Source organism: Planococcus donghaensis, assembly GCF_001687665.2.
Classification (GTDB): domain Bacteria; phylum Bacillota; class Bacilli; order Bacillales_A; family Planococcaceae; genus Planococcus; species Planococcus donghaensis.
In genome coordinates this window covers 1,629,603-1,652,688 of record NZ_CP016543.2, presented here as the reverse complement: position 1 = coordinate 1,652,688, position 23,086 = coordinate 1,629,603, and the positions used below count along the sequence as shown (strand labels likewise).

The 23,086-nt window shown below is 37.3% G+C and carries 21 protein-coding genes; 8 read left to right on the top strand and 13 right to left on the bottom strand.

What is annotated here, in order from left to right:
* Window positions 1–32: 32 nt before the first annotated feature.
* Together BCM40_RS08295 and BCM40_RS08290 are read right to left on the bottom strand one after the other, a co-directional pair.
* Entirely contained in the window at window positions 33–2,078 is a 2,046-nt protein-coding gene (locus tag BCM40_RS08295) for a CocE/NonD family hydrolase (RefSeq protein ID WP_065526340.1), read from the bottom strand.
* Window positions 2,078–3,673 carry a BCCT family transporter gene (locus BCM40_RS08290; RefSeq protein WP_065526341.1) on the bottom strand — a complete coding sequence of 532 codons (1,596 nt, stop codon included), beginning with the start codon at window positions 3,671–3,673 and terminating at the stop codon, window positions 2,078–2,080. The genes BCM40_RS08295 and BCM40_RS08290 overlap by 1 nt, the downstream gene beginning before the upstream one ends.
* Window positions 3,674–3,814: 141 nt before the next feature.
* On the opposite strand from BCM40_RS08290, the gene BCM40_RS08285 reads away from it, so the two are divergent.
* Entirely contained in the window at window positions 3,815–4,474 is a 660-nt protein-coding gene (locus BCM40_RS08285) for a TetR/AcrR family transcriptional regulator (protein WP_065526342.1), read from the top strand.
* Between the two features lie 66 nt (window positions 4,475–4,540).
* Here the strand turns inward: BCM40_RS08285 and BCM40_RS08280 are convergent, their stop codons facing one another.
* The 6 genes from BCM40_RS08280 to BCM40_RS08255 all read right to left on the bottom strand — a co-directional run bounded on the left by BCM40_RS08280 (window position 4,541) and on the right by BCM40_RS08255 (window position 12,216).
* The gene (locus tag BCM40_RS08280; RefSeq protein WP_065526343.1) at window positions 4,541–5,464 is read right to left on the bottom strand and encodes an HD-GYP domain-containing protein; all 924 of its coding nucleotides are present in this window, start codon (window positions 5,462–5,464) and stop codon (window positions 4,541–4,543) included.
* 84 nt (window positions 5,465–5,548) lie between these two features.
* Window positions 5,549–6,247: a lipocalin/fatty-acid binding family protein gene (locus tag BCM40_RS08275; protein ID WP_065526344.1), complete on the bottom strand. Its 699-nt coding sequence runs from the start codon at window positions 6,245–6,247 to the stop codon at window positions 5,549–5,551.
* A gap of 319 nt (window positions 6,248–6,566) precedes the next feature.
* Window positions 6,567–7,631: a stage II sporulation protein P gene (gene spoIIP, locus BCM40_RS08270; RefSeq protein WP_065526345.1), complete on the bottom strand. Its 1,065-nt coding sequence runs from the start codon at window positions 7,629–7,631 to the stop codon at window positions 6,567–6,569.
* Between the two features lie 82 nt (window positions 7,632–7,713).
* Complete coding sequence (locus BCM40_RS08265) at window positions 7,714–9,012, bottom strand: murein hydrolase activator EnvC family protein (RefSeq protein WP_083394496.1); 1,299 nt, start codon at window positions 9,010–9,012, stop codon at window positions 7,714–7,716.
* A 203-nt stretch (window positions 9,013–9,215) separates the two neighbouring features.
* Entirely contained in the window at window positions 9,216–11,261 is a 2,046-nt protein-coding gene (locus tag BCM40_RS08260; protein ID WP_065526346.1) for a copper-translocating P-type ATPase, read from the bottom strand.
* Between the two features lie 49 nt (window positions 11,262–11,310).
* The gene (locus BCM40_RS08255) at window positions 11,311–12,216 is read right to left on the bottom strand and encodes a F510_1955 family glycosylhydrolase (RefSeq protein ID WP_065526347.1); all 906 of its coding nucleotides are present in this window, start codon (window positions 12,214–12,216) and stop codon (window positions 11,311–11,313) included.
* A gap of 188 nt (window positions 12,217–12,404) precedes the next feature.
* Here BCM40_RS08255 and BCM40_RS08250 point away from each other — a divergent pair, with 188 nt between their 5' ends.
* Window positions 12,405–13,907: a multicopper oxidase family protein gene (locus BCM40_RS08250; protein WP_083394495.1), complete on the top strand. Its 1,503-nt coding sequence runs from the start codon at window positions 12,405–12,407 to the stop codon at window positions 13,905–13,907.
* 88 nt (window positions 13,908–13,995) lie between these two features.
* Here the strand turns inward: BCM40_RS08250 and BCM40_RS08245 are convergent, their stop codons facing one another.
* Window positions 13,996–15,288 carry an APC family permease gene (locus BCM40_RS08245; RefSeq protein WP_065526348.1) on the bottom strand — a complete coding sequence of 431 codons (1,293 nt, stop codon included), beginning with the start codon at window positions 15,286–15,288 and terminating at the stop codon, window positions 13,996–13,998.
* Between the two features lie 298 nt (window positions 15,289–15,586).
* Between BCM40_RS08245 and BCM40_RS08240 the strand changes: the two genes are divergently transcribed.
* From BCM40_RS08240 to BCM40_RS08235, 3 genes are all read left to right on the top strand, one after another.
* A complete protein-coding gene (locus tag BCM40_RS08240) occupies window positions 15,587–16,495 on the top strand; it encodes a DedA family protein (RefSeq protein ID WP_238323766.1) in 909 nt (302 codons plus the stop codon).
* Between the two features lie 15 nt (window positions 16,496–16,510).
* Entirely contained in the window at window positions 16,511–16,909 is a 399-nt protein-coding gene (locus BCM40_RS16575) for a phosphatase PAP2 family protein (RefSeq protein ID WP_272947700.1), read from the top strand.
* A gap of 265 nt (window positions 16,910–17,174) precedes the next feature.
* Entirely contained in the window at window positions 17,175–17,384 is a 210-nt protein-coding gene (locus BCM40_RS08235; RefSeq protein WP_065526349.1) for a hypothetical protein, read from the top strand.
* A gap of 98 nt (window positions 17,385–17,482) precedes the next feature.
* Here the strand turns inward: BCM40_RS08235 and BCM40_RS08230 are convergent, their stop codons facing one another.
* A complete protein-coding gene (locus BCM40_RS08230; protein WP_065526350.1) occupies window positions 17,483–18,004 on the bottom strand; it encodes a hypothetical protein in 522 nt (173 codons plus the stop codon).
* Window positions 18,005–18,086: 82 nt separating this feature from the next.
* Here BCM40_RS08230 and BCM40_RS08225 point away from each other — a divergent pair, with 82 nt between their 5' ends.
* Window positions 18,087–18,479 (top strand): hypothetical protein, encoded by a 393-nt coding sequence (locus BCM40_RS08225; RefSeq protein WP_065526351.1) that lies wholly within the window; start codon window positions 18,087–18,089, stop codon window positions 18,477–18,479.
* 1 nt (window position 18,480) lies between these two features.
* Here the strand turns inward: BCM40_RS08225 and BCM40_RS08220 are convergent, their stop codons facing one another.
* From BCM40_RS08220 to BCM40_RS16570, 3 genes are all read right to left on the bottom strand, one after another.
* Window positions 18,481–19,017 (bottom strand): dihydrofolate reductase family protein, encoded by a 537-nt coding sequence (locus BCM40_RS08220; RefSeq protein ID WP_065526352.1) that lies wholly within the window; start codon window positions 19,015–19,017, stop codon window positions 18,481–18,483.
* A gap of 113 nt (window positions 19,018–19,130) precedes the next feature.
* Window positions 19,131–20,030 (bottom strand): hypothetical protein, encoded by a 900-nt coding sequence (locus BCM40_RS08215; RefSeq protein ID WP_065526353.1) that lies wholly within the window; start codon window positions 20,028–20,030, stop codon window positions 19,131–19,133.
* Between the two features lie 199 nt (window positions 20,031–20,229).
* Complete coding sequence (locus BCM40_RS16570) at window positions 20,230–20,397, bottom strand: hypothetical protein (RefSeq protein WP_238323764.1); 168 nt, start codon at window positions 20,395–20,397, stop codon at window positions 20,230–20,232.
* Window positions 20,398–20,958: 561 nt separating this feature from the next.
* Between BCM40_RS16570 and BCM40_RS08205 the strand changes: the two genes are divergently transcribed.
* Window positions 20,959–22,242, top strand: coding sequence for a GntP family permease (locus BCM40_RS08205; protein ID WP_065526355.1), 1,284 nt, complete (start codon window positions 20,959–20,961; stop codon window positions 22,240–22,242).
* Between the two features lie 43 nt (window positions 22,243–22,285).
* Window positions 22,286–23,062 (top strand): 3-hydroxybutyrate dehydrogenase, encoded by a 777-nt coding sequence (locus BCM40_RS08200; protein WP_065526356.1) that lies wholly within the window; start codon window positions 22,286–22,288, stop codon window positions 23,060–23,062.
* The last annotated feature ends 24 nt before the right edge of the window (window positions 23,063–23,086 follow it).

Genomic DNA, 23,086 nt, shown 5'->3' with positions numbered 1-23,086 from the left:
ACAGAGTCCCCGCCCGCTATTCAGATAGTCGATTAATTAAAATCACGATCGACTTCAAAAGTCCTGCATGTATCGTAAAGTACGTTATCTCCTTCGAAAGCTTTAAGATGACTCGTAATATAGAATTTTTTTTCATCAGCCGTCATTGTTGAGACAGATTCTAAACTTGTTTGCCATTCTTTGCGACCGACAGTTAACGTCCAATCACATTGAACGGAAGCGGACAAAGGATCCCCTTCTTTTATTCGATAGATATTTTTGTTTGTACTTCCGTATTCCAACCCATTAGCTGGTAAACGTCGACATCCTTCATCTGAAAAATCATTTAATACCCATTCATTGGTAACTGTATTATGAGTGATTTCACGCGTTCGTCCAGCTTCACGAAGCACTTCACGCTCCATGACAGCAGCTGTTTCCGGCTCTTCAAATGGAATGATGTCTTCTTCATTTGTAGTGTTCTTGTAAGAAGGGATGACTAACTGTGTGTCTTGATCTTTTATAATAAACAGTTCTGCTTTTTCTGCAGTCGGCCACATATGTGGCCAGTACGTTGGTGAAATAGATAACTGAAGACTATGTCCTTTTGGAACTTTATAGCCTATGGCATCTAGTTCCACTATAGCCGTAAATTCCTGGTCGATTGGTACATCTTCTGGTAACTCGTGGCTATTTCGATGAGTCAAGTTTAATTGTCCCCAGGAAATTAGTTTTGAAGTTCCTGTTGGTGATAAATCACTCAACCTAACAGCAAGATTAGCCCGTTTATGATCACTAATTAGTTTTACTTTGAGCTTTGGAAAACCAAGAATGCTTAATTCTTTTTTTAGAGGTGTACTTGTAAATGTATTTGACAGACCGTTTTCAATTGCCTGATCTGATGCCATATCGCCTTCTTGACCGAACGGACAATAAACACCTGCATATAAACCATGCTGTTGATGTGTCTTCAACATTTCTGAACTGCTTTCTGGACTTTCAGTCAGTTGATGATTTCCAAGGAAAAAACTTTTCTCTTCAGAATTAGGTGTTGGCCAACTATTCTCAAGCACCCATTCGCCAGGTCGGACATGGTAATCGGTTTTGGGTGGTACTGCATCTTGAAGCCACATACGCAACACCGGTTCATCCATAATGCCTGTATCTTCTTCTTTTAACCATTGATCCCACCAACGAAGACATTCTTGTAAAAATCCAATTTGAGGACCAGGCACCGCCACTTCTGGATATTCATGTGCCCAAGGTCCAATTAATCCTTTTTTCGGCCCTTTTAAATTTTGGATCAAACGAAATACTGCGTTTGTATAACCGTCTGCCCAACCACCGACTGCATAAACAGGAATTTTGATGTCATCATAATTCTCGCAAACTGAACCGTGCTTCCAGTAATCATCTCTTCGCTGATGGCGCATCCATTCTTCCACAAATGGTGGTATTTTTTCTAAGCGTTCTAACCAGTTTTCACGCCATGACTCCCCTACATTTGATGGATCTTGTGGTCGAGCGTTATATACAAGCATTGTCGAAGCCCACCAAAGCATATCAGAAGCAAGTAAAGCACCACCTTTATAATGTACGTCATCCGCATAACGATCATCTGTTGAACATAACGTAATGATGGTTTTTAATGCGGGATGATTAAGTGCTGCGACTTGAAGACCATTAAAACCTCCCCACGATTTTCCAATCATGCCAACCGATCCCGTTGACCAGCCTTGTTTAGTGATCCAGTTTAAAACCTCTAAAGCGTCATCTTGTTCTTGTTTTTCGTATTCATCGTAAATGATGCCCTCTGAATCACCACAACCTCGAATATCTACGCGAATGCTGGCATAGCCATGTCCTGCGAAATAAGGATGACGGATTGAATCACGAAGTGCAGTAAATTCATTTTTTCGATACGGAAGATATTCTAAAATAACCGGTACAGGACTCGCATACGCACTTTTGGGTATCCACAACTTGGCAGACAATCTTGTGCCGTCAGACATCGGGATCCACACATGTTCGGTTACTTCCACTTCATGTGGAAACTCACGCTTAATACTACGTGTGCTTTCTCGAACATTAAAAACCATTACTCTTCCACCTCTTTAGCATTTTTTAATCCAATTTTATAGATCTCTTTTTCTTCTACGAAATTTTCCTTTGTTGCAAGAACCTTCTCCCCTAGTTGATCTGGAAAATCTTGCTTTAACCATTTCAGTAGAGAAGATGTTAATAGTAAATAAAGAATAATGACTGGTACCGAAACAATTACGGACGAAGTCTGAATGACCTTTAGTCCGCCAATCATCAATAACGACACCGCAAGAACTGCGAGAACAGCCCCCCATAACATACGATGCCAACGTGCGGGCTCTTGGTCACCAATCAACTCTTTTGTCGCAATTGCGGAAAGAATATACGTAGCTGAATCAAGCGACGTTGCCAAAAAGATAAACGCTAATATAGCGAAGAATGGCAATACTAAAAAGTCGAGTGGAATTGTTCGTAAAATTTCAACAATGGTTGCTGGTCCTCCGCTATTATTAAGCATATCGACCACATTCAATGCACCTGTTAACTGCAAATTCATAGTATAGCCGCCAAATATACCGAAATAAATCCAGCTACCCAGTGATCCCCATAGTAATATATGAATGATCAATTCACGTATTGTGCGACCTCGAGAAATTCTCGCTACAAACAGGCCAATAAATGGTGCTGTCGCTGCAAACCAAGCCCAATAAAATACAGTCCAAGCTTGTGGAAATCCTCCTTTTTCAACAGGATCTGTTGAAAAACTCATTAATGCGAAATTTTGTAACATTAACCCGAAACTATTTGAGAAGTTCGATAAAATGAACAAAGTAGGACCTGTGACTAAAACGAATAATGCTAAGCCTAGTGCTAAATAAACATTCAAATCGCTTAATTTACGAATACCTTTATATAAACCCATATATGCACTAGCTCCGTAAATAACGGTCCAAATCAAGATGATAATTATACTTAATTGTAGAGATTGTTGAACACCAAAAATTTCACCAATAACGGCAGAAACCATAGGTACACCAAGACCAAGAGATGTTCCAAGTCCACCAACCAAGCTCCAAATAACCATAATATCGATAATTTTCCCAATTGGTCCGTCAGCATGTTTACCTAAAACGCCTCGACATGCTGTACTAATTTTTAGCGAACGGTTTTTCTTTACAAAAAACGAATAAGCAATTGTGACGGTAGGCAATGCGTACAATGCCCATGCAGAAATTCCCCAATGGAACATGCCGTATGCGACTGCCCATTCGGCTGACTCATTGCTATTAGGTTCAATACCGAACGGTGGTCCCATATAGTAGTAAAGTGGTTCCATCATCGACCAAAACATGATACTTGTGCCCATTCCAGCACAAAACAGCATAGCTCCCCAACTGAATGTTGAAAATTCAGGTGCTTCTTCGCCGAGACGCACTTTTCCATAGCGACTAAAAACTAACCATACCAGTAATATAAATATTCCAAAGGTAAGAAATTGAAATGCCCAATCCAGATTGTATGTAATACTTGTCATCATTTTGTTCATTACCGGTTCTGCAGATCCTCTAAAAATAACTAGCGATAAAGTTGCTGCCACAATTACTATTAACGAAGACCAAAAAACCAATGGATCAATTTTAACTTTGTTCATTTACCTTCCCCCTTTATAAAGATAAAATAATCATGTTTAATTAGTAATCATGATTACTTTTAATATTTTTCATGTTATCATGTATTTAAATGAATAATCAATATATTTTAAAAATAAATAATTTTAAGGAAGTGAATTGCCATGAACAATAAAGAATTAAAAAAAAGGCGAATGTGGACATATTTTATCGATGCGACTGAAGAGTTAATTCATACCGAAGGATTTAAACAAGTAACCATACGGAAAGTAGCTGATAAAGCCGGTTACAATAGCGCAACTATTTATAATTATTTTGGGGAGTTATCGCACCTACTGTTTTTTGCGTCTTTAAAATTTTTAAAGCCTTATTTTAAAGTTGTAACTGAAGAAATAAAAAAAACCAGCGATCCAATCGAAAAATACTTGGTCGCTTGGGAAGTTTTTAGTGAACATTCATTTAAAAATCCGGACGTGTTCCATTCTGCTTATTTAATGGACCTCGGTGAACACCCCGAAAGTCTATTAGCGCATTATTATGAACTTTATCCCGCAGATTTACTGGATGTTTCAGACGAGTTGAAACCCGCTTTAATGAAAAGAAATATCGATGATCGCGGACGTTTTGCCATTAGCTATATGATTAAAGCAGGAGTGGTAGATGAGGATGAAGCAGAAGAACTTAATGAACTTACAAACTTAATTTGGCAAGGTATGTTTACAAATGTCTTGAACAATCGAAATCGTTATACTGCCGAAGAAGCGCATGTCCAGTCAATGAAATATATACGCGAAATCATATTAGCTAAAACAAATAAAGTTTAACATCCTGGTTGGAAATCGTATAAAAAAAGACAAAGTCAACTGAGAATTTCTCGTTGGCTTTGTCTATTATTCGTGTGTATGAATAATCTTTCCTTCTTCTATTAAAATTTGCTCAAAAGCCGCAACTACATCTTCGTCAAAATGCTTCCCTGCAAATTTCTTTAGTTCAGCAATCGCGACATGATCTTCTAATGCTTTTCGATAAACCCGGTCCTCAGTCATCGCATCAAACGTATCACTCACTGCAATAATTCGAGATTCTAAGAGGATTTCATCTCCGCTTAGACCATTAGGATATCCACTGCCATCCAGTCGTTCGTGATGTTGTTCAATAATCGGCGCGAGCTCGTAGTAATAAGAATTCCGAACCATTTCAGCCCCATCAAAAGGATGCTTTTTAATAAGATCAAATTCTTCAGTAGTCAATCGTCCTGGTTTGTTTAACACTTCAGAAGGAACATGTATTTTCCCGATATCGTGTAAAAAAGCAGCGACTGTCAAATTTTCAAGTTGTTCTTTGTTTAGCTCTAACTTTTGAGCAATACGTACAGAATATGTAGCGACACGATGACTATGTTTATGCGTATATCTATCTTTGTCTTCAACCTGCTTCATAATATCCATTAACTTCGAAATTTCTTTACTAATGTGGAAAAATGTTTGCTCGGTGAAAACACACAGTAAAGTTACTTTCGATAAGGCTGTGAAATAAATAGGCTCTTTAAGACCACGTGTTGTAAAATAATCTTCAGGACCTAATCTCTCTCTCTGGTTACCAAGATCATAAAAAATTTCTCCTGACAACACAAAATAAAATTCTACAGCATTGGGATTTTCGCTTGGGTAAACATAAAATAACATTCCTTCTTCAATAGATTGATGTAAAATTTCTACACCATCTCCCTTGGTAATAAGGCTTAAGGAAGTATTGTCTTCAAAATCAACCGTTTCAAGAAATTCACCTTTTTTACCAACCTTAAAACCGTCCATATCATCCCACCTCAACACGAATAAAGACGAGTTCATCATGAACTCGTCTTTATTGTACTACAAACGAATACTGAATTGTAAAAATTATCTTCTTCCAACTACACGAATTGGATCTATCCATACCCATTGGTCCGCAAAACGAACAAGCTTCCAACTGCATTCTGCTTCAATGCCTTTTTCAGCAGCTTTTGCGATTGTATCTGCAGACATTTTAAGTGTTACATCGTAAATATCTGTAATCACTTTATTTAACTCAGACGTGTATTTTGTTGTTTTTTCATCAAACTTAACTGATTTAGTGTTTAGTTTTTCTGTTAGTTTATTTAATTTCTTTTCTAATTTCTTCGTGTCTTTATCCTCAGCAGTTACAATTCTTTGTGTTAGTTCTGTAATTTTCGAATTGATTTCTGCTAATTCTTTATCGATTTTTGCTTGCTCTTCTGCCATTTTTTCTTCCAGTTTATCTAACTTTTCTTTTAGTTTCACTTGCTTTTTCAAATCATGTCTAGACATTTCTAACTCAACAAGCATTTCATTCTTTTCAATCTTAACATCGAGAACCTTACCGCCCTCTTCAATTTTGCGAATGTCTAGCAGGTAATCTTCTTGCAATTCATCTGCTTTTATGACGGCTTTTTCGATTTTTTCATCAATCTCAACATTTGTTTTTTCGATCATTTTTATTGCTTCTTCTACATCTTTGTCGCTAGCTGCCAAAGTAGGACTTGCTACGCCAGTTAATAGGACAAGCATTAACGAAATCGATAAAAACTTTTTCTTCATAATAACCACCCTTTCACTTTTAGTTTAGATAATAAAGAAGCTCATTAATTGTAAAGGTTTGTATGTGACTTATGTAAAATACAGTTTATACAACACCCTTGCCCTACGAAATAATCGTACGCTAACATAAAATGAGCCTTTACTATTATCTTTCTACATTATACAGGGAATATATACCTAAATCTATAAATATTTATATTTTTCTGTAATTTATTGAAAGAAATTTTCAAAATGAGGATTATTTCATATATTTAACATTTTATTACCTTATATACTTGGTGAGGAAGGATTTAGAACTACTGAGCCTTCCTACAGTTAATTATTCATGCCAATAATTATCGCTCAATACATCCGCCAATGCCTCGACAGACAAGTAAAGTTCATCTACGGTATTATCAACACCACCTATTTCAACAATAATTGCGTTGGCAGCTAAGTTCTGATTGTATACGCCGTTACCTTGGCTCTTATCTTTTTCTAATATTCCCTTTGATAAATTTGGATATTTTGTATCAAGTTGCAATTGCAACTCTTTTGCAAAAGCTAAATTTTTTTTAAATTCTTTGTGACCTGTTCCTACTATAAACAATATCCGTGCATAATCATTTCCGTTTACGTTGACCGTTGTAGAATCTTTACGCAAGGAATCTCGGTGAATATCGATAAAAACTTCTAAATCTGGATTGTCTTGGATTGCTGCTTTTACTTGTTCCCCCGCCACTAAATAAGAGCTTCCGTAGTTCATACCTCTTGAATTTAGTTCTTGAATATTGTCTGTAGAATTAACTGTTGATCCTATTCCTCTTCGTTCTAGTGCTTTTCCTAGCATTTTTCCCACTAATGTTACATTTGCTTTTGAATGAAAAGCTTCTTCGGGTTCATTTACGTTTTTTAAATATGGTAAAAATGCTTCTCTACTATGACTCTGATATATATAGATGACGTCTTTGTCTAAGGTTGAATGTCCCGTGTCGATATTTGTTCTAGAACTTATATCATCAAACAAAGCTTCATTAAAGCTTGAAGATAATTCCTTTTCATCTATAAAAGTTTTCATGGGCGGAAGAAATTCATCACTTGCTTGCTGCCCGGTTTTTAAACTGGCCTCCACCTTAGGCTCAGAAGCGTCCGGTTTTTCGCCAAACGGATTGAGTAGGTTAAAGTAAAATGAAAACTTGCTTGCATCAGCCGATTCTGACGAGCTTGGATCATTAGTTTGAGAACTACTTGTCGCATCTTCTTTTAAACCTTTGTAAACAAATGCTAAAGCAACAAGTAATAAACTGGCTATGAAGATGACTAATAGATAGAAGAATCCTGTTGATTTCGATTTTTTCTTTTTGCTTTTATTGGGTGTATTTGTTATTTCGTTTTTATTTGCCACATTTTGACCTACTTTACAAAAATATTTTTAGAAGATAAAAAAACAATCGTCACTTGTAAACAGGGACGATTGTTTAAAACGTTTACCATATATATTGAGCTGGATCTACAGCGTTTGATCTTGATCCATTCCAAGGACCTACGTGCACTTCGAAATGTACATGAGTTCCAGTCGAACGCCCCGTGTTCCCCATGCCGCCAACTTGCTCACCTTGTGATACAAATTGACTGACAGATACATTTATTGAATTTAAGTGCGCGTATACTGTCGCGTGCGTTTGACCGTTGATAGAGTGTGTAAGAATCACAACGTTGCCATATCCACCCATGACTCCTGCAAAAGATACATATCCATCTGCGGCTGCGACAACTGATGTCCCAGTTGCATTCGCGATATCATAACCTAAATGTGTTTCCGCTCCATCCCCTATGTCCCGACCACCAAATCCAGAAGTGTATCTGCCCGCTGCAGGTCTAATAAAAGGAGAGTTTGCGATTTTTTGCGTAATATTCACAGATGATTGATTGCTTGAAGCTTGTCGTAACCGCTCTTCTTCTGCGGCTTTTCGCTTACGTTCTTCTTCCGCTTTTCTTGCCAATTCAGCAAGGCGAGCTTGTTCTGCACTGATTTGCTTTTCTAGTTTCTCGCTCAGTTCCAATTCTTCTTCAAATCGATTTTCCAATTCGGATTTTGCTTTTGCTAATCGCTGTTGTTCTGCTGTTAGTTTCACAACATATTCAGCATGTTCTTTCTTTTGAGCTGCTATTGAATTGTTTAGTTCTTGAAGTGCGGATTGACGCTCTTTTTGTTCTTCAAGTTTGGTTTCCACAATTGCTTTTTGTTTAGCTAATAGTTTAGTGTCTTCAACTTGCTGTAACATGATTTCACGGTCTGCTTCTATTAATGTGTTTACAGCCGAGAACCGGTCGATAAAATCAACAAAACTATTAGCACTTAGCAGAACATCGATATAATCGATTGATCCTCCACTCATTTGTATAGCACGAACACGTTCTTTTAACAATTCTGTGCGCTCTGCTATTTTGTTTTCAAATGCTTCAATTGAATTTTGCAACTCATCAATTTCAATTTTCCGTTGATTAATTTCCTCTTGAACTTCTACGATATAATATTCCATTTCGTTAATTTTATTCGTTAATTCTGTTATTTTCTCCATAATTTCAAATAACTTTGTTTGGTTTGTACTGATGGCATTTGTTTTTTCTTCTATACCAGAATGCAATTCACTTTTCTTTTGTTCTGTTTCTTGCTGCTTTTTTTCAAGCTCACTTAATGTGGTTGCGTTTGATGTAGTGGTGTATAGAGAGAGGGCCAATACAATTGAAATATTGGTCACGATCCATTTTGATTTCATGTTCAAGTTTGCGCCCCCTTCTATTTGCCTAGTTAAAATTTTACTTTTTACATCTTTAATTTCATATTACAGGAAATTTAGCAAGAAGCTATCTAAAAATGCAAAAAAGGAGTGAAAATTCTTAACTTTTTTTGTATTACTTGTAAGTACAAAAATAAACCCCGATATTGTCACACTACTTCACAAGAAAGGGATTTGTGTTTCTTCTATTATTCTTTTAATAGCTTCGCATTAATAGCCACAATTATCGTACTCAAACTCATTAATACCGCTCCCACTGCCGGACTCACAATAATTCCCCATGGCGCTAAAACACCGGCTGCTAATGGAATCGCAAATATATTGTATCCCGTTGCCCACCATAAATTTTGAACCATTTTTCGATAAGTTTTTTTCGATAATTCCATTAATTCGACTACATCATTCGGGTTGCTCTGAACAAGAATAACATCCGCTGTTTCCATCGCAACGTCCGTTCCCGCTCCAATTGCAATTCCTAAATGAGCTGTTGCTAGTGCTGGTGCATCATTAACACCATCTCCAGTCATCGCCACTTTCCAACCTTTATCTTTAATTTCTTTAATTTGGTTGGCTTTATCATCTGGCAGCACTTCTGCGTAAACTTCGTCAATGCCAAGTTGTTTGGCTACCCAATTCGCTACTTTTTGATTGTCCCCTGTCAACATAATTGAATGAATCCCTTGTTCTTTCAGCGCCGATACGGCTTCTTTAGCAGTTTCTCGTACGATATCAGCGAGCGCAATCATACCAGCGAGTTGGTCTTCGACTAATACAAATACAACTGTTTTCCCTTCTTCTGATAACTCATTAAACTGCTGTTCATCAAAGCTTAGATTATTATCATTTACATACTTTGGACTTACTACATTTATTTTCTGACCGCCTACTTGTCCTTGAATGCCTTTTCCGGTAATCGATTCGAAGTCTGTTACTCTTTTCTGTTCAAGTCCTTGATCTTTCGCAGAACTCACAATACCCGTCGCAATGGGATGCTCTGAATTTTGTTCAATCGCAGCAGCAAACTGCAGAACTTCATCTTTTGTATAATCGCCACTCGGTATAATATTGGTAACACCGAATTCCCCTTTTGTTAATGTGCCTGTTTTATCAAAAACTACTGCGTTTAAGTGGCGTGCGTCTTCAAATCCTGCACGATTGCGAATTAACAACCCTTTTTTAGCCGATATTGATGTTGAAACGGCTACTACGAGGGGCGCTGCTAAACCTAATGCATGAGGACATGTAATAACCATAACCGTTACCATTCGTTCCACTGCTACATCTACAGTGAAGCCTAGGAGAATCCATACAGAAAAGGTTATAAGTCCTGCTACGATAGCTAAGTAAAATAACCACTTGGCTGCGCGATTGGTTAAATCTTGTGTTCTAGATTTAGACTCTTGCGCTTCTTTTACCAGCTTCACCACTTGCGATAAATAGGATGCTTCCCCTGTTTTTTCTACTTCAACAATTAATGAACCCTCATTATTTACAGAGCCACCAATAACTTGGTCTCCCTCTTCTTTTTCAATAGGAAGCGATTCCCCTGTAAGCATAGCTTCATCAATTGTTGATTTTCCTTCAATGATCAATCCATCTACTGGAATTTTCTCGCCCGGTTTAACTAACAATCGATCGTTGTTTTGGATGTCCGCTAATGGCACATCATGAACATCGTTATTTTCGTCTAGTTTATGTGCTTCACTTGGCATGAGCTGGATTAATTCCTCTAAAGCATTAGAAGCCCCCATAATCGAACGCATTTCAATCCAATGACCAAGTAACATGATGACAACTAATGTAGCCAATTCCCAAAACAATTGATTGCCATCCCAGCCAAAGACAACCAGTGTACTATAGCCATAAGCAATGGTAATTGCTAATGCGATCAAGGTCATCATGCCTGGATTTTTATCTTTAAGTTCACGAATTCCTCCTGTTAAAAATGGCCATCCACCATAAAAGAAAACAATGGTTGACAAAACAAATAAAATATATAGGTCATTATCAAAGCGCCAATCGACTCTAAAAAAATGTTGAATCATTGGAGACAAAGCTAAAATTGGCAAAGTTAAAATTAAGGATATAAAAAATCGTTTTTTAAAATCAGCTACCATATCCTCGTGTCTCCCGTGACCTTGGTGATTGTGATTTGAATGATGTGCATTCTTTTTATCATGTGCGTGTTCTGGTGTCTGTTTTTCATGATTATGATGTGAGTTTTTAGCGTTCATCTTAACCACTCCTTTTTATTGGCTTCTCCTTAGCTATAAACGTTTTATGTTAATCTACTTTGCCTTCTTGAAGTAAAGGCAACCACGTACCCCCATTATCTTGGGTTAAAAAAACTTCTCCTTGCAGAGTGTATAACCCAATTTCGTCTTTATTTGCAGGATTTTGAGAAATAAAAGCTACCGCATCTTGCGTAGGATTTGGTAAATTGACTTGTTCTTCTTTTTTTGTTGTAATTGTATATTTTGTCAATCTTGCACTATCTTCATAGCTTGCGTAATACAATTCGGTTTCATTAAAGAAAACGGCTGTTCCACGAGCTACTTCATTTGTAATTCGATCAAATTGTTCTCCACCATCTCCTGAGACGTACACTCCAGTAGATGTTGCTGCTGCAACAAAATTAGAGTCACTAGGATGTAGAGCAAGCGCTGAAAGTTCTCCTTCTAATCCTGCTGCATTCACAGCATCCCATTGATCATCCGTACTTGTGCGTTTATAAAAACCAGCTGCTAATTCGGAATTGGCTTCTGGGTTTAATAAGAAAATATCATGACTAACATATCCAACAGCCATTGCATGAAAATCCGTTTCTCCTTCAAAAGCAATAGGTTCCAAAGATTTTCCGCCATCTAAACTTTTTTGAATCCCAAGTGGATTTGGCATAGTTGAGTCGGCACTCGGATGTCCTGATGTATAAAAGCCTTGGTCTATTGCGTTAAATCCCATATAATCGAAAAAGTCGTCGGAAATGGCGAACCAACTTCCTTCACGATAAATTTTCATCCCTGCATGAGCCGCAAAATACAATCCACCATTATTACCAGCGTAGCCTATTCCATGAACATGATTGAGTTCCCCACTATACGGAATTTCTTTTTTGGACTCAGCGCTGTCACTACATCCTGTTAAAATCACCGCACTCATTATAATCATCGATCTTAACTGCTTTATCATCGCTGTTCTCCTACTTTCTATCTATCAGTTCTAAAATAAGTGTAAAGGAATAATTTTGATTTTTTGTGCAGAGGGATCCTTCTTTGCCCCTTATCCGGATGTACATCATAGTGACACTATTCCTGCACGAGATGTGCATATCTTTTGGGTACAGTAGAAATATTACGGATAAGAAAGAAGGGTATATAATGAATAAAAAATTTGGATTGATCGGATTCTTGTTTTTTTTAGCAATAACTTTATCTGCTTGTTCCGGTAATAGTGGTGGCATGAATTCAAATATGATGGGCGGAGAAGATTCTGAACAAAGCATGGGAGGAATGAATCAGGGCGGTATGGGTTCAATGATGAATCATGGTAATGTCCCTTCACTTGCCTCTTCTGAAGGTTCAAATGAATTAGCTATACCTCCATTACTTGAAAAGCAGCAGGGTCAAAATTATGATTATGAAGTCGTTGCACAACAAGGAACTACCGAATTTTTCAATGGAATATCAACTGAAACTTACGGATACAATGGCGACTTACTAGGCCCTACTCTCACAATAGAAGAAGGCAAAAAAGTAGATGTTAAAATTACAAACGACTTAAACGAAACTACTACATTTCATTGGCACGGACTTGAAGTTGCCGGTGAGATAGATGGAGGACCCTTTGATGAAATTCAGCCTGGAGAAAGTCGGATCATAACGCTCGAAGCCGATCAGCCAGCCGCAACTTTGTGGTATCATCCCCATGTCCATGAAATGACGGCTGAGCAAGTATATAGAGGATTATCAGGTATGTTGCTTATCGATAGCTCTGATAAGGAAGACCCAGCTATACCTAACGAATATGGAGTTAACGATATTCCACTGATTTTCCAAGATCGCCTTTTTGATGAAGACAAACAGTTGAATTACAATCAACTTATGAATGAAGATGGCACATTAGGAGACGTTTCTATCGTTAATGGCACAATCAATCCTAAATTAACGGTTACGGAACCGATAATGCGTTTCCGTTTATTAAATGGCTCGAATGCACGAAACTACACATTTAGTTTAAGCAATGGCGCTAGCTTTACGCAAATTGCATCTGATGGCAGTTTGCTCGATGAACCTGTCGAGATTCAAGAATTGACATTGGCGGCATCAGAGCGCGCAGAGATTCTAATAGATTTTTCAAAACTAACAGCCGAAGAATCGCTTGCTATCATAAATGATGAAGACGTTGAATTGTTGCCATTTGATGTGAAACTTGACGGTGCTACCGCAGATTCTACTGAAATGTGGACAACTGAAGAGCCATTCCTATCTCAAGAAGAAAAAGAAATGCCTGTTGAAAAAAACATCGAATTGTTTGGCATGATGGACATGGTAACCATTAATGGCAAGAAATTCGATGCCGACCGCATTGATTTACGCCAAGAACAAGGCGTGACCGAGGTGTGGGAAGTTTACAATAAAAAAGATATGATGGGTGGTATGATTCACCCGTTCCACATTCACGGGACTCAATTTAAAGTTATATCTCGTGATGGTAAAGAAGTAGATCCAGACGAACAAGGTTTAAAAGACAGTATATTAGTTAATCCAGGAGAAAAAGTGAAAATACTCGTCACATTCCCAGAGAAAGGCGTATACGTATTTCATTGTCATATATTAGAACATGAAGACAATGGTATGATGGGACAAATTGAAATCTATTAACCAATAAAAATTACCCCCGCACAGCCAGCTCGAATCTTGGCTCTGCGGGGGTATTTATTTGCTTAGTTTTACGACATTTATAAATCGGTTAAGCAGTACGTTTTAAAAAGAAACGCTCTCCTGCAAAAATTAGCAGGATAAACACAAATGAGACACCGACTACAAATAAATCAGAGTTTATCTTCACCCATATAAAGGCAGTAAGTATGATGGCATCTAATGATAAAGCTGTTAGCACGATCACAGAATTGGCTCCCACTTTTTTGCGTAAATGCTTGAACACGCCCAAATGAATAATCATATCCATAACCAAATATAAAATTGCCCCCATTGAAGCAATTCGACTCAAGTCGAAAAAGATGGTTAGGAACATCGCCAACACGATTGTGTAAACCAAGGTATGCATTTGAATATCCCCTGGCATACCAAAATGTTTATGAGGAATTAGTTTCATATCTGTTAACATTGCTAACATTCGAGAGACAGCAAATACACTTGCGATAATTCCAGAAATTGTTGCGATAATGGCTATAGCAACAGTAAACCAAAGTCCATAATCGCCAAATGCAGGTCTAGCGGCTTCAGCAAGTGCATAATCTTTTGTTTTAATAATTTGGTCCAACGGCAAATTACTAGAAACTGACCATGCGATTAATAAGTACACAAGTAAACTAACTGAAATCGAAATCATAATGGCTCTACCTACATTTTTCTTAGGTTTGGTTATTTCAGAACCACTATTGGTAATCGTAGTAAACCCTTTGAAAGCTAAAATTGTTAATGCTACCGCAGCAATATAGCTTGCAATGGTAGGATCTACCGAATTGCCACCACTCTCTGCGGGTGCAAATGAAAATCCTGCGACGCTTAATCCGCCTATTCCAAACACAGCTAATCCCGCAATTTTCAATAATGACGCTACGGATGTAAACGACTGGATAAAACTATTCCCAGAAATATTCACTAGAAATGCGAAAGTTAGTAACCCAACCCCCAATAATGGAACAAGATAACTTGATTGATCCACATCAAAAAGTTGTAAGGTGTACGTACCAAATGTTCTAGCAACCAAACTTTGGTTAATAACCATTGAAATGGCCATTAATAAGGCAGCTGCAGCTGTGATCGTCCCCTTACCATAAGCTTGAACTAAAAACATGCCAATTCCACCTGCTGATGGAAACTCATTGCTTAGCCTAATATAAGAATAAGCACTAAACGCAGTAACAAGTCCCCCAGCAATAAATATTAATGGAAACCAAGCTCCTGCAAGTTGTGCGACTTGGCCAAGTAAGGCGAAAATCCCTGCGCTAATCATCACGCCTGTTCCTAATCCGACAGCCCCCGTTAAGGAAATACTATTCTTTTTATAGTCTGCCATTCTCCATTCCTCCATTCTATGTACAAGTACTCCAGCACATGAACATTTTTTGTTCTTAAAAATTACTGTCCACACTGCTTTGCGATTACTTGAATTTTCCCTAGACCACTTTTAGTTAAACAGGAATATGAAAATTGGACACAAACTGCACATTTAAATTGTTTTATGTATATAGTGAGAAGTTGAAATTACACACAGCCATTTTTTAAAAACGACACACCATTTTGTTTGAACCTAGAGTGACATTCACTTTTGCTGTAAACTAATTTATACGAGATACTATTTGGAGGCATTTCTTATGGAGAATATCATTGCTTACCTTGAACAGTATGGATATATCGTTTTGTTCGGAGCACTACTTCTTGAACTGATTGCTTTTCCTATACCTGGTGAAGTTCTTATGACTTACAGCGGGTTTCTTGTGTACCAACATGATTTAAACTGGGCTTATAGCATAATCGTAGGAGGTGCAGGTACTTCAATCGGCATGACCATTTCTTATTCTATCGGTCGCAAATTAGGAGCACCTTTTTTCACCAAATATGGACATCATTTTCATATGGGACCAACAAAAATCAGTAAGATATCCGTATGGTTTAATAAACACGGAAATAAGTTGTTAATCGTTGCGTATTTTATACCAGGTATTAGACATATTACAGGCTATTTTTCCGGAATTATTCAAATACCATTTCGACTATATGCCTTATATGCATATAGTGGCGCTTTTCTTTGGGTCAGTCTATTTATAACAATCGGCAAAATTCTAGGTCCCGAGTGGGAACAATTTCATAGTTCGATCAAAAAATATTTCTTCATAGCTGCTGTATTCGTACTTGTTTTTTTAGTCGGGATGTATCTATACAAAAAATACAAAGCGCAGTTCCATGATTATGCCACTCGTTTTTTGGAAATTTCTTTATACTTGATGCATTCGCGTAAAAAGGTCGCCACTTTATTAATAAGCACAGCAATAGTCACTTTTGGTTTGTTTCTTTTAATGCTTGGGTTAATACAGGATTTTTTAGAAAATGAATTTCAAGATTTCAACGACATTACGAATTTAGTAATCCAGTTTATTTTCACTGAATCTTGGGCAAACTTTATGTTGTTTTTTTCACTCCTCGGTTCTAGAAACACATTAATCTTCAGTCTATTATTTATAGCCTTTTGGATTTTATGGAAAAATAAAGATAGAGTGCCCTAATTTTTGTTGCTGGTAGTGGTTATTGGAGGCGGTGAAATATACGAAGAATGTTTGAGAAGGATATTCCATAATTTCTCTCCTTTGAATCAAACACTAGAAAATCTATGGTATTCATTTCCGAGCGAGCAGTCTTTAATGACATTTGTGATTTATGGGATTGTCGTCTTTATCTTAGTTAGAACTATCGAAAAGGTTTCGGTTCGTACATTCTTCCCTTTTGTCATATTCATTCTTTTGATGTTAATTTCGATAAGTCGCATGTATTTAGAGCTAGAACTTCCTAGTGACATTTTAGCTGGCTATGTTTTTGGGGGTGTATGGCTTGGATTTACAATTTTCACTTTCGAATTTCTTCTTTTACTAAAAAACTCGAAGACTACAAATAGTGTTTTCAAAAGAAAAGCTAATTTGTAAAAATATATTTTTATATTCAAAGGAAGAAAAGTGATAAAAAGATATCATGTTTCTTCCTTTTTTCTTGCTACCGAATTGTATTCTTTAAGGAAACTATACATTTTCTATGGAGTTTATCCCGTAAGCTGAAATTAATTGGGAAACCCTTATTGAAAATGAGTATTCAACTAAAGAGTTTAACGGTAAAAAAGTTACATTCGAAAGACCCCAGTTAATTGCTGGTAAACCAGCTACATTATCCTTCAACTTAAAGGACGAAACCCCTTTGCCTTATTTAGGTGCTTTAGGTCATGTTGTTGTATTAGATGAACACGGAAAACAATTTCTCCATGTTCATCCCATATCAAGTGATCAAACGGTATTTGAAGCCAATTTTCCATCAGCTGGATTCTATAAATTATGGGCAGAATTCAACTTTTCAGATACAGGAGTTATGCACTTTCCATTTGCTGTAAAAGTGTTTTCTAACGAATAGGAGCAACTAACTTATTGAACTAACACATTTCACAAAAAAACAAGTAGCGAAATCTTTCGCTACTTGTTTTTTTGTATAGATTAAACTCTTTTCTTAGCTCAATTATTCAAACGCGTTATACTCTTTGTACGCAGCATTTCATCAACTATTAAAAATACGACAGCACAAACAGCTGGAAGTATGTACAAAAATTGAAACAACAGCAATCCAAATCCAATATGGACAAAAGCAGCCATTGCAAACCGGTAAGTAAAGCGAATCGAAATCCAGTCTGACAATAAAGATACCGGTAATCCATAAACGAAAAACCCTAAAAAAGAAGAAAATAGTACTACATAAAAGAAGCTAGCACTTTCTTCAACGCTACTTAACACGAGTGCATCTTTGTATATTAAAGCCGGAAACAGATAGAGTAAAACGACAAAAGTTGCAGTGCTGACAAAAGCTGCTTTAACCTTTCTAGTAAGCCTTTCTTTTGAAAAGACTTCATCTCCAAAGGGCAAAAGAAAAAACAACATAATGCCTGATAAAATGACTTTTATCAAATAAGGTGTATCTGATAATATAATAATTAAAATAAAGACTATAAAAATTAAAACTTTAAATATTAAGTGCTTCATCTTCGTTCTCCTTATTTAACAGTACAACTCGCAGCACGTTAAAAGATTTAATCAATTTGAAACTAGTAAGGAGATGGCTAAAATGGGTGAGAATGATGACAAACTAAATTTGGTGATTCCAAAAGACTGCAACAACGCCCCCAGAAAACAAATTGTACTCGATTTTATACTAGCGGTTTTAATGGGCCAAACTGCCAGCATACAAAGTTACACTAGTGACTCGATCCAATGGCATCAAATAAACCAAAACAAAGTAGTGAATGGTCAAGATGAATTAATCAAATGGGTACTAAACGAAAAAAAACATGTTATTGGTCTCGAGATTTATCAAGTTATTACGCATGGGAAGTTAGCTTCGGTCAATGGCGCAATTACATTATCAAAGGGCGATTACATTGAGTTTTGCTATGTCCTGACGTTTAGCAATGCAGCGAAGTCAGCAAAAATTATTGACGTTAAATCCTATGAAATTTAATTCAGCTTGATTTTCTGCTATACACTAACATCGAGATTCCATCCGTCACAGTCGCACGATCAAGATGCAAATCAATTTTCGGATTGTCCCCTTTAAACAACGTGCGTCCCCTTCCTAAAATGGTTGGAATAATTCCGATAATGTATTCATCTACAAGGTTCGCTTTCACAAATGGATCGGCAAGAATTCCTCCACCATATAACCAAATGTCTTTGCCTTCTTTTTCTTTTAATGCCAAGACCACTTTACAAACATCACCTTGAATAAATTCGACATTATCTCTTTTTTCGAGCTCTCTTGTCGTTGCAACTAAAATCTTTTTGTCGGCATACGTATCCAGGTTGGTTAACACTACGTCTTCGTATGCTTTTGAGCCCATAACGATGGTATCGATACTGTCCATAAATTCGGCAAAATCAAATACATCGGACGTGTCGTTTTTGGTATCTCCGTGCCCTACAATCCAACCAAATCCCCCGTGCTCATCTGAAATAAAACCATCTAAACTAATGGCTAAATTCAAAATCAACTTTCTCATATTAAATGCCACCACCTTTCCAATTTTCTTGATAAATGCTTACTATAGTTAGTTAGTTCATCCATCTTTTTTCTTGGGTATGCTCCTATTCAGAACAATCATTTGAACGAATTCTAGCTCGTTTCCAGTGCGTTAAATGCGCGAAGAATTTTCAAATTAGTGAGCGTTAGCACACCTTGCCATTCCTGTTTGGCTACTTCCCATTCTTTTTCAAATTGCCCCCATTGCCATGTAGGATTCCAATAGCCACCTTCAGATTGCTTTTGAATTACATACGTTAAATTTTCTGGAATTGTTTCTTTGAATAAATCGTAAAAATCAGAGTTAGGTGTAGAAACCACTTGAAGAGGTTGTAGACTATATGAGTCCCATTGATTTGAATCTGTTGTGACACATTCTTTTAAAATGTCGCTCAACTTCTGGAAAATAACAGCTTGCTGCGACGCAGGAAGTTGTTTATACAGTTTTAAAAAACTAAGCAACTCATGCGGTTCATATGTGGTTAAGTTATTTAAATAATTTAATGCGCGGGATGTGATTTCTTCTAAGAAATCCGCCGGTACTAAATTCTGATAATGATGGAGAAGTCCAATGATTTCAGCGGTCGGATTGCCCCATGCCCAATCCTCACTGTAGTTCCACCAAATCGCTCGCGGTGCATTTTCAACAGCACGTGGGACGATTTGCCACCCTTGCTTTTCTTGCTTAAACGTATTTAGTAAATATTGAATGCCCTTTTCCACTGTTGCTTCTGTCTCTGTTACGCCAATATCGCTCAAAAGATGCAATCCAACCGCAGTCGCCAAAGCTGAAGATTCCTTACAGCGAAAATCCGATTCCAAGCCATGACCAAATCCGCCATCTTTGTTCTGAAATTTTTTCACTTCACTTAAAATAGCCTCAGAGCTACCACCTTCAAATTCCCATGCAAATAAAGTCCGCTCTAAAGGTCGTGCTGTTGTTTTTATAAACAAAGCAGCTTTTTCAAATTGATCTAGTGATAGTTTATTCATATAACGCACCCCTATCCTATTTTTGTCACCAATTACTTGAGTTTAAATAAGCAGTATCTGCTTACCCCTTAACTATTAGTAATTCAATTGTTTTTACATTACTCCTTCTTAGTAGCTAAAATCATCTAGCTCTTTTCTTTCTATAATGTTAAAAAGCCGCCGAGACCTTAGACTCGACAGCTCTTTAACAAATAAGTAGTTAGACAATGCCAAACAATTCTGGCGGGATGTTAGCCGCAGCTATGGCTTTATTGAATTGATCGCCCAGCGCACTTGTAGTAACCGCACCATTAACCAGTGCTAAAGCTGCAAAGTCGAACCCATTTGGATACCACCCCGGAATTGCTCGAACTAAATAACTGTTCATAACTGCAACCAAAACCAGAGGAACAAATGCTAATAGCTGTTGGGTTTTGGAATTGGTAGACGACAATTCTATACGAGCGTCGTCTTCTTTATTTAGTGTCGAGCAGCCTTTTCAGTAAAACCACTATAACCCTCTCCCGCTTTTTTCGCTTGTCTGCGCCGGAATTCCAAATAAGATAACCCGGTAAACAAAACAACTACGCCATCAATTTTCCATAAGAAATGAAAGAAGACACCATACCTCATAGATTAGTTAAGCTAATTGCGAACCTATTTTGATTCGTTTCACAATTGGTCCGAGTTAATAATTTTAAGATAACATTAAATGTACGATGAATTGTTAGATCTATCTAAAATATTAAAAACCGCTTTTCAAACACACATATGGATGCTCTATCAAATAGCATTTATAACAAAAATACAAGAAAATATGTAAATATCGCAATTGTTTTTTATTTCATCATTTAGCATATATTTATTTCAATATATCTTTATTCATGTATAATAAGTCCTTGCTTCGGCAAAAATAATAGATTCACACATTAGAAAGAGGAGAGAACACATGTTAAGCATTCTTATCGGACTGATCCTATTAATGGCACTTGCCTATTTGGGATGGTCTATTATATGGGTGGCTCCATTAGCAGCAGGAGTCGTAGCACTTTTAAGCGGACTAGACGTTTACTCAACATATACCGATACGTATATGAACGGTTTAGTAAATTTTGTACAAAAATGGTTTCCAATTTTCTTACTGGGGGCAATATTCGGTAAATTGATGGAAGAAACAGGAGCGGCGAAAGCTGTTGCGAAGAAAGTTACTCAATTAATCGGTGGCAAACGTGCAATTTTAGGCGTGCTTATCGCATCTGCGTTATTGACTTACGGAGGAGTAAGTTTGTTCGTTGTGGTATTTGCAGTCTACCCAATTGCACTTGAATTGTTCCGGGAAGCTAACGTTACACGCAAACTTTTAGTTCCTACTTTTGCGCTTGGAGCATTCACATTTACAATGACATCGATGCCCGGCACACCGCAGATTCAAAACTTAATCCCGATTGCTTACTACAATACAACCCCAATGGCGGGTCCAGTTATTGGAATCGTCACTACGTTAATCATGGCAGTTGGAGGTTATGCTTGGTTAGCGTATCGAGAGAAAAAACTTTCGGCAAAAGGTGAAGGTTTTGTAATGCGTGAAACACCTGGTTCTTCAAAAAGTGATGAAAGTTCTACACCGAGTTGGTTCTTGTCATTAGTTCCTCTTATTGTAGTCGTGATTCTTTTGAACGTTGTAAAACTTGAACCAATTTATGCGTTAATGCTTGGTATTGTTAGTATTATGCTAATCAACGTGAAAGTTTATAAGAAATTTATCTTCTCGATTAACGAAGGAGCAAAAGGTTCTGTTATGGCTATCCTTAACACCAGTGCGGCTGTTGGTTTTGGAGCTGTTATCGCAATCGTTCCTGCTTTTGACAACATTACAGAATGGCTACTTAATGTATCGGACAACCCTTTGGTTGCCCAATCACTAGCGATTCAAGTAATGGCCATGATTACCGGATCTGCTTCAGGTGGTATGGGAATTGCGCTTAGTACACTAGGTGATACGTTTTATAACTTGTCACAAACTACTGGCATCAACCCAGAAGTGTTCCACCGAATGGCTTCTGTAGCTGCGGGTGCATCTATTTTGCCAAACAATGGTGCATTATTAACTTTGCTTGCAGTAACTGGATTGACGCATAAAGAAACATATAAAGATGTCTTTGTTGTCGCATTGGTTATTCCAACAATCGCTGTAATCGTCGGCATTATTATGGGTGGCATTGGTTTAGTATAACCACATCAATTAAACTAAATTACATTATATGGAGGAATTTAACATGGTAGAACAAAAAGTCGTAATTATTACTGGATCTGCTCGCGGTATCGGTTTTGAAATTGGGAAACACTTCGCAGAAAGTGGCGCAAAAGTCGTTTTATCAGATATTAATAATGAAGTGTTACAAGAATCTGCTCAATCACTGAGAAACGATGGCTTTGAAGCAATCGGCGTTAAAGCTGATGTTACTAGCGAGTCTGAGCTTCAAAACTTAGTAGCAGAAACTAAAAAAACTTATGGTCGCGTTGACATCGTCATTAACAATGCTGGCTTGCAGCACGTATCTCCTATCGAAGAATTTCCAACAGCTAAATACGAATTGATGCTAAAAATCATGTTAACTGCGCCGTTCATTTTGACTAAAACAGTTTTCCCAATTATGAAAGAACAAGGATTTGGACGCATTATTAACATCTCTTCTATCAATGGATTGATTGGTTTTGCTGGCAAAGCTGCATACAACAGCGCGAAACACGGCGTTATTGGCTTAACAAAAGTCGCTGCTTTAGAAGGAGCAGAACACAGCATTACAGTTAATGCAATTGCACCAGGTTATGTCGATACACCATTAGTGCGTGGTCAAATGGCTGATTTAGCTAAGACACGTAATGTGCCAATCGAAAAAGTACTAGCAGAAGTTCTTTTACCGCTTGTGCCTCAAAAACGTTTGCTAGACGTTGCTGAAATTGCAGATGCTGCTCTTTATTTGGCAAGCAACAAAGCGAAAAGCATTACTGGCCAAACAATCGTCATCGATGGCGGTTACACAGCACAATAACTTTATACACGAAAAGGCGCAATG